Here is a 2,662-nt window from a genome sequence, read left to right as displayed (position 1 = left end):
ATGAATTAGTGCATTTAAAATATCTAATCTAAAGCGCTATAACGCTGAATAAACTAGCTGATGATAATGATAAAGGTACCCGCTAAGGTCATCAATATATTGGCTATCGCGTACGTACCTGCGTACCCCAGTGCTGGGATAGTTGAACGAGCGTGGTCGTTTACTATGTCCATTGCCGGAGCACAGGTTCGTGCGCCAATGATGGCTCCAAAAAGAAGAGCTCGGTTCATTTTCAGTGCGTAAGCGCCGACTAGGTAAGCGAAGAATACCGGCAGTACACTCACGATAAGTGCTATCCCGATAACTTGCGGACCCACTTGGGTCAAATGCTCAAATATCTTACCACCGGCGCTCAAGCCGATACCGACCATAAAGAACATCAAACCGAGATCTTTGACCATATTCAACGCCCCTTGAGGAACGTAACCGAAGGTAGGGTGGTTCGCTCGTAAGAAGCCAAGCATGATGCCCGATAGAAGAAGACCAACTGCATTACCTAAACCAAATGAGACTTGGCCGAATGTCATGGTGATCAAACCAAACAAAATGCCCAGAATGAAGAAGCTACAGAAAGCCGTCAAATCGGCCATTTGGCTGTGAATCGAGATGAAACCAATTTTTTCTGCAAGGCCGTGAACACGGCTCTTTTCACCACTGACTTGTAGTACATCACCTTTAGAAAGTACGATGTTTAAATCCATCGGCATTTCAATTTGAGCTCTTACTACGCGGTTAAGGAAACAGCCGTATTCGGATAAGTTTAAGTCAGATAAACGCTTACCTGCGATGTTGTCACTTTTAACGACAATCTCTTCTTCAACGATTCGTAGATCGAGAAGGTTACGGTCAAAAACTTCTTTGCCGTTTCGGAAACTTGGATCAAGACGAGCGTGGCTGTCAGGGAAACCAACCAATGCGATTTCATCGCCTTCTTGCAGAATGGCATCGCCATCAGGGTGGGCAAGAATACCATTACGTCGAATCCGCTCGATGTAGCAACCAGTTTGGCGATAGATGCCAAGCTCACGAAGGTTCTTGCCATCAGTCCAGGTAATTAGCTCTGGTCCCACGCGATAAGCTCGGATAATGGGTAAGTAAACCTTACGCTGGCCAGAGGTGCCTAGGCCGCGCTCTTGAGCTATTTGTTCTGCAGAGTCGTGCAGGTTTACTTTCTGAAGCTTTGGAATAAGGCGGGCAAACATAATCATACTGATTAAGCCGACTAAATAAGCCATCGCGTAACCTACAGAGAGGTTTTCTATGACCAGACCCAAGTCCATGTTTCTTGGTACTTCAGCTAAACCTGAATTGAGTGCATCTTGCGCGCCAACTAATATTGGTGTTGCAGTTAGTGCTCCCGCCATCATGCCTGCGGAAAGTCCGAAACCAAGACCTAAATATTCACTGCAAAAATAAGTAAGGGCAATAGCCGTAGAAAGTACAACGAGGCTAAGAATGAGGTAATGCTTACCATCTCTGAAGAATATACCGAAGAAGTTGGGCCCAGCTTCAATACCTACACAGTAAATGAAGAGCATGAAGCCAATCGTGAGAGCGTCGGCGTTAAAGGAAAAGCCAAGATGTCCCATGATAAGAGAAGTAATCAGAACACCGATTGAATTTCCTAGTTGGAGACTACCGAAACGAATTTTACCAATGGCGAGGCCAATAGATAACACAACAAAAATGAGAAGGATGGGGTTTTGTTTTAACAGCAAGACAACGTCGATATTCACAGTGATTGCTCAATAATTAGCGTGAAACACAGGATCAGTTTGAGGAGTGAATTGTATCTAAATATAAATAAATTATAAGTGCTATTTTCAATTTTATTCGATATTGACCTTAATCTTACTCCTGTTGAAAAATTGTCATAAAAAAGCCCGCTGCAATGAGCGGGCTTTATATCAATCATACAGTCTAACTATTTTATCTATCAGCTGTTTAGGCTTTAGCCTCGATTTTCGTTTGAGAAATCCCAGCTTAGTCGAAAAGACCTAGGTTTTCTTTTGCGTATGCTTCAAATTCTGTGCAGCCGCCAATGTGATCTTGGTCGATGAAGATTTGTGGAACTGTGTCTACAGGTTTACCAACAGTCTTCTCTAGGTCAGCTTTGCTGATGCCTTCAGCGTGGATGTCAACGTAACGGTAGTTGAAGTCATCGCGTTTAGCTTTAAGAGTTTCAGCATGCTCTTTTGCGCGAACACAGAATGGACAAGCAGGGCGACCAAAAATAACTACAAACATTTAATTTCTCCTAAATACGGGATGAGGCTCGTTAACTCATTTATGTTAACTATTCTTTTATGAATGCCACTCAAAATTTCTTAAAACCAACTATGCCTCAATGGCATGGGGAAATAAAGATGGAATTGCCTCTTAATACGATAGGTTTTGCCTATCAGCGCAAATATTAATCATAAAAGGCTAGAGTCTTGTTTACTGGCCACTGTCATCGTGAATTTCCCTCAATATTAGTGTGTGAATTACCCCTAAGATTGCAACTTTAGTCGATATTTAGTGCGACAAGTTGCACCTTGTCAAAAAAATCAAACGCAGAACGAGGCATCCTTTATCTAGGTATGGAACCATATTCTGTAAGCAGCCTGACGTTATGATGTTTTAGTGCATTCGTATTTGGGGGGCCGAGATTGTGTTGTAA

2 protein-coding genes are annotated in these 2,662 nt (G+C 42.8%); both read right to left on the bottom strand.

The features are described from left to right. Positions 1–53: 53 nt before the first annotated feature. Positions 54–1,736: an aspartate:alanine antiporter gene (locus AB4653_RS16670; RefSeq protein WP_012604238.1), complete on the bottom strand. Its 1,683-nt coding sequence runs from the start codon at positions 1,734–1,736 to the stop codon at positions 54–56. Positions 1,737–1,983: 247 nt separating this feature from the next. Beyond that, on the bottom strand, positions 1,984–2,247 hold the full coding sequence (locus tag AB4653_RS16665; protein WP_009847069.1) for a GrxA family glutaredoxin: 264 nt from the start codon (positions 2,245–2,247) through the stop codon (positions 1,984–1,986). Positions 2,248–2,662: the final 415 nt, after the last annotated feature.

Source organism: Vibrio sp. 10N.222.48.A3, assembly GCF_041475345.1.
GTDB lineage: Bacteria > Pseudomonadota > Gammaproteobacteria > Enterobacterales > Vibrionaceae > Vibrio > Vibrio tasmaniensis_A.
This window is presented reverse-complemented; position numbering and strand designations above follow the sequence as displayed.